Genomic DNA, 5140 nt, shown 5'->3' with positions numbered 1-5140 from the left:
GCGGTATTACAGAGCTTGACGGAGCAAAATGATGGCGGTCGAACTCGAAAAGTATCAGAACATATTGGACGAGCTCGGAGATCACGCTGGCGAGGTGCTGCGCGCGTCTTGGGGGGAGGCCTTGCGGATATTTAGCCCGCGTGGCCTAGAGACCTATCTGCGCGGCGCGGCCAGCCTAAAGTCGCTGGGGCGCGGCACCGACCTTGTGGTGTCCTATATCCAGAGTGCGCCAGCCGTGGCGCGCGAACTGGGTGAAGACGCCGTGAGCGATTTGCTGGCGGCTGCCATCAAGATGTATTCCAAAACCAGCGCCGCAGTGATCTCCCTGCTGTTTTCCTCTAGCCCCGTCGCTGCGGCGCGGCTGGGCGACCTGGATCTGTTCCGGGGCTATCTGCACCTGATCGACACCCTGCTGGCACAGGCACCGCGTGGTGTGCGCCCGATGCTGGATCACCTTGGTATCCTGCTCGGCCAACTGACGCTGGGTGGTCTGCGGCGCTGGGCGTTGTGGGGTGCGCAGGCGCACAAGACGGATTTCGAAGCCCAAACGAAGTATTTCTCCTTAGAAAGTCCGGAATCCATCGGTGTATTACAACAGGAGCGTAAAGGCACCCTGTTCATCGATGTGCAGCGGCGCATCGGCATGTATCTACGCGCCTTGTGGGGGCGCGATTTCTTCATGCGCCCCACCAGCGGCGATTTCGAGCAACGCGAGGGCTATCAGCCCTATATTGAGGGCTACATCATCCACTTGCCCGACGCCTATGATGACCTGGAGCTTCCTTCCGGCAAGATCGGCGGCGTGGAACTTTATCGCGCAGCCTGCGCTCACGCCGCGGCGCATCAGATGTATACCCGGGAAGCGCTTTCCGCCGAGGCGCTTACACCCCTGCAAATGTTGGTTATCGGCGCCATGGAAGACGCGCGTGTGGAACAACTGGCGATTAGTGCTTTCCCCGGCCTCGCACCTTTGTGGCAAAAGCTCCATTTTGTCACGCCCGACCAGAACGCGAGCGTCGGCGATTATCTTAACCGTATCGCACGTGCGCTGCTGGACCCTGACTACGCCGATCCCGACCCGTTGATTGCGAAGGCCAGGCTGATGTTTGCCGAGCGGGCAAATCAGCTTGTGAGCAATCAGCTCGCGTGGGACTTGGGGGTGACGCTTGCCCATGATCTGATGCAGTTGCGGCTGGTATACAGCCCGCATACCGACGTGCTCAGCGCGCCCTATCGCGACGACAACCGCCATCTGTGGGATTCCGCCGAAGTATCGGACTTTGAGCACGCGGTGCCGTGGCAGGACAAGCAGGTGCGCAAGCAGGTTAGTCTCATGGAATTCGTCAACGAGCTCGAGGTCGAGACCGCCGGCGACGACGCGCAAGAAATCTGGGTACTCTCCAGCGAGCTGTTCCCCTACGAAGACCTCGGCAAGAGCTACAACGAGCTGGAAGGCAAGGAACCACCGCCCCAGCCCTACCACTACGCGGAGTGGGACTACCAGATGCAACTGGATCGCCCGGACTGGTGCACGGTGTTGGAAAAGCACGCCAAAAGCGGTGGCCTGGAGATGATTGAACAGATCGTGACCAAGCACAAACCGATCATCGGGCGGCTCAAGTTCCTGATCGAGGCCATGCAGCCCCAGGGTGTGCAGCGTCTGCGCAAGCAGGAGGACGGCGACGAGATCGACCTGAACGCGGCAATCCGCGCCATGATCGAGATGCGCATGGGCGAGCAGCCCGACCCGCGCATCATGATGCGCAATATCCGCAAGGTGCGCGATCTGTCGGTGCTGCTCCTGATCGACCTGTCCGAATCCACCAACGACCCGGTGCTGGGCTCGGAAAATACCGTGTTGCAGCTGGCGCGCGAGGCCACGGTGCTGCTCGCCGATGCCATGGATAAGATCGGCGACCCCTTCGCCATCCACGGATTCGATTCCAACGGCCGCCATGACGTGGAGTATTTTCGCTTCAAGGATTTTGACGCGCCATACAATGATAAGGCAAAGGCGCACTTGGCGGGCATGACCGGCCAGCTGTCCACGCGCATGGGGGCAGCGATGCGCCACGCTGGCTCGATACTGAAACGTCAGTCCAGCAACAAAAAGCTGCTGCTCGTGCTCACCGATGGCGAACCCGCCGACAACGACGTGCGCGACCCTCAGTACCTGCGTTACGACGCTAAGAAAGCGGTGGAAGATTTGACGCGCAACGGCATCGCCACTTATTGCCTGAGTCTCGATCCCAGGGCAGACGAATATGTGTCGCGTATTTTTGGTGCCAAGAACTACATGGTGGTGGACCACGTGCAGCGGTTGCCGGAGAAACTTCCGCTGCTTTATCTGGGGTTGACTCAATGAAGCCGGAAGCCTCGTCGAAATTTCGGTCGGGTGGCCGAACACTTTTGATTTGGACATGGGGAGTCGTCAGCGGAAAAGACTGCAGAAACTACGTCTATGGAACGTGCCCATGTTTGCGCACTTTGAGGAGGACAGGATGCCTTTGATCGATATGACGGACATGTTGCACCACGCTTATCGCCACGGCTATGCGGTAGGCGCCTTCGGCGTGGCTGGCTGGGATATCCTGGAGGGGGTGATCGAGGCTGCCGAGCATCTGCGCGCGCCCGTCATCCTGAGTTTATCCAAATCGTATCCCGGAGCAGGTGGCATTGAATCCTTGGCCAAGGCCGTAATCGAAATGGGTCAGCGCGCCACTATTCCCGTGTCGTTCCAGGTCGAGGTGGACAACGACCCCCAATTGGCGGAGGGTGCGATTGGCACAGGGTGCGGCGGAGTGGTGTTCAACGCATCGTCCTGCCTGCTGCCGGAAAACGTTGCGCTAACCAAAAAAGTGGTCAATCTGGCTGCTCCACGCGGCGTACTGGTCGTGGGCCAATTGGGCCATTTGGAGAGCGTGCAACTCGATGATGCGGCAGAGTCTGCGGCGGGTTGCCCGACTTCCCCGCTCGAAGCCAAGCATTACGTCGAGCGAAGCGGGGTAGGCTGCTTGGCGGTATCTGTGAGCAGAATAAGCAGCGGAGGCTCCAAACATGATTTTCCCCGTCTCTCGAAAATTAACCAAGCTGTTGGCATCCCCCTGGCGATTCACGGCAGTGCAGGTTTCACCGATGATCAATTCCGACGTTTGATCCGCTCCGGCGCAGCCAAGGTCAATTACTGTGAACCGCTGTTCGAGGTTGCTGCACGACGTATTCGGGAAAACACGCTGGCCCCGGAGGGAGGATATGCCGGTCTGGTGGAGGGTGTCCGGGAAGCGATTCGTATCGAAGCAGAGCGCTGCATCCGGATATGGGGCTGCGGCGGTCGTGCGGCTGAGATCCTGACCCAGTGCCGCACTTGGACTCCTGCGGTGCCCGGTTTAGACCGCAAGTCCGCTGAAACGGAGGCTTCCAGGGCGTTCAACGATACGGGAAACGCGAAAGTGCTGTTTGCAAGGTCGCGTCCATGAAACCCCATGCAGCCCTTGCTACGAAGTGGCGGTGCTGAGGGATCATCACCTGTACCATGCCTACCTTTTTATCGCGCAGATGCCAAAGATGGTGCCAGTCCCGACCTTTCCCATCGGCGAGCCGGGTAGGGTGCCAGCGCCGTAGAAATCTTTAGCCGGTGCAGAAGCATAATGTAATATTACGTTTATATAATACTATAAGATAATATTCACTATACTTAACTTAACTTAATTAAAATGGATGGTTAAAGTGGTTTCAGTCCAGCGCGTTCAAGGGCGGGGCATCCGGCCGACGTTATGTCCGGGCATCTTATGAAGCAGTATTCCGGCTGGCTGGAAAGGAGCGTAACTGGTGAGGAGTTGGCGATGGACCCTCTAGCGATCATCGTACCTTTCGTGCCTGCCCTCGCGGCATTGCTGATCTTTGCCGTCCTGCGGCATAGCAAGACGGGTGCAGCCCGGCTCAGTGTGCTGGCCACCCTGGTTACCTTTTTGCTGTCTCTGATTCTGCTTGGCAATTATGTCGCAGTTGGGCTGCCCCGGGTGGAGTATATCGGCCAGATCTGGGGGAGCATCTGGCTTGATCCTTTGACCCTGATCATGTGGGCCTTCGTCTCTGGCATTAGTCTGCTGGTGCATATGTACTCGGTACGCTACATGATTGAGGAGCCCAATTATCCACGTTTCTTTGCCATGCTCGACTTGATGACGGCAACCATCCTCTTCATGGTTTCTGCTGCTGATCTCATCACCTTGCTCGTGGCCTGGTTCTTGGTCGGAGTGCTCCTCTATTTCCTGCTCGGTCACGATACCGACCGGCCCGCTTCTGGACGCTATGCCTTCTGGACGCAGATCACCTATCGGGTTGGCGATCTTCCCCTTTGGTTGGCTGCCTTCATCCTCTACAAGAGCTATCACAGTCTCGCCCTGCCAGTGATCTTCGCCCAAATCGCGGCGGCGCCCAACGCTGTCCAGATTTGGGGGATGACGGTACCGGCCTGGACAGGGATTCTCGTGGCGCTAGCGGCCTTTGCTCGCTCGGCGCAGTTTTTGCTGCACGGCTGGTTGCCCTACACCATGGATGGGCCGACCCCGGTCTCGGCCCTGATGCACGCCGGTATCGTCAATGCCGGTGGCTTTCTCTTCAACCGTTTCGCGCCGATCTTCGAGTACACAGGCCTTGCCCTGCACATTGCTTTCGTGGTGGGATTGATTACCGCCGTAGTCGGTTCGGCCCTGATGCTCATCCAGAATGACGTCAAGCGGTCCCTGGGCTATTCCACCATGGGGCAGATGGGTTTCATGGTCATGGAATGTGGCCTTGGGGCCTTTCCGTTGGCGGTTTTCCACCTCATTGCCCATGGCTTCTTCAATGCCTCGCTCTTCCTCGGAGCAGGTAATGCCATTGGTGATGCCCGTGCCAATGACGGGGTGCCGCCGGACCCAATCTATGTCTACATCGTCGAACGGCGCCCGACTAAGCCTTTACGCCTGCCTTGGCTCACCGCTGCCGCACTGACCATCCTGGTGCCGGTGCTGGTGCTAAGTCTCTCGCACTTCTTTGTGGCCACGCACCTCTTCTTCGAGCAGGGCGTGATCGTACTGCTCTTCTTTGCCTGGGTCACAGGTGCTCAGGCTCTCTTTGCCGCCCACAAGATGACCCA

3 protein-coding genes are annotated in these 5140 nt (G+C 58.4%); all 3 read left to right on the top strand.

The genetic code is table 11. The features are described from left to right. The first annotated feature begins 28 nt into the window (after window positions 1-28). Window positions 29-2365 (top strand): nitric oxide reductase activation protein NorD, encoded by a 2337-nt coding sequence (locus AC2VNK_RS07715; RefSeq protein ID WP_486883368.1) that lies wholly within the window; start codon window positions 29-31, stop codon window positions 2363-2365. Window positions 2366-2501: 136 nt separating this feature from the next. Continuing rightward, entirely contained in the window at window positions 2502-3476 is a 975-nt protein-coding gene (locus tag AC2VNK_RS07710) for a class II fructose-bisphosphate aldolase (protein WP_291525445.1), read from the top strand. A 297-nt stretch (window positions 3477-3773) separates the two neighbouring features. Beyond that, window positions 3774-5140: NADH-quinone oxidoreductase subunit 5 family protein (locus AC2VNK_RS07705; protein WP_486883367.1), on the top strand; the 1367-nt coding region annotated here is incomplete at its 3' end.

This window comes from Acidithiobacillus sp. TH-A35 (assembly GCF_057473505.1).
This window is presented reverse-complemented; position numbering and strand designations above follow the sequence as displayed.